This is a genomic window from Roseomonas sp. HF4 (assembly GCF_005222755.1).
GTDB lineage: Bacteria > Pseudomonadota > Alphaproteobacteria > Acetobacterales > Acetobacteraceae > Neoroseomonas.
The window spans coordinates 1-548 of record NZ_STGD01000054.1; the positions used below are offsets into that span (position 1 = coordinate 1).

A 548-nucleotide genomic window follows, 5' to 3' on the forward strand; every position below is an offset into this window, starting at 1 on the left:
GATGCCACGCTGCGCGCCGCCGGCTACCTGGCGATGGGCGGGCAGATCGTGGATGCGACCATCGTCGCCGCGCCGAAGCAGCGCAACACCGAGGCGGAGCGGGCGGCGATCAAGGCCGGACAGGTACCCGAAGGCTGGGCGGAGAAGCCCGCGAAGCTGCGCCAGAAGGATCGCGACGCGCGCTGGACGGTGAAGTTCTCCAAGGCCAAGCCGCGCGAGGATGGCGCGCCGCAGGTTGATCTCGCGGTGCCGGCCTTCGGGTACAAGAACCATGTCGCGATCGATCGCCGGCACGGCCTGATCCGCGGCTGGACCGCGAGCCACGCCGCGGCCCATGACGGGGCGCAGCTGGCGGAGGTGGTCGATGCTGACAACACCGCCTCCGATGTCTGGGCCGACACTGCCTATCGCTCGGCGAAGAACGAGGCATGGCTGGCCGAGCGCGGCCTGGTCTCGCGCATCCACCGCAAGAAGCCGCCGGGGCGGCCGATGGCGGCACGGACGCGGCGGGCCAATGCGCGCAAGTCGGCCGTGCGCTCGGCCGTCGA

At 71.7% G+C, this 548-nt stretch carries 1 protein-coding gene; it reads left to right on the forward strand.

The window, feature by feature from the left end; all coding sequences use genetic code 11:
• On the forward strand, positions 1-548 hold a 548-nt coding region (locus tag E8M80_RS25655), incomplete at both ends, for a transposase (protein ID WP_137128554.1).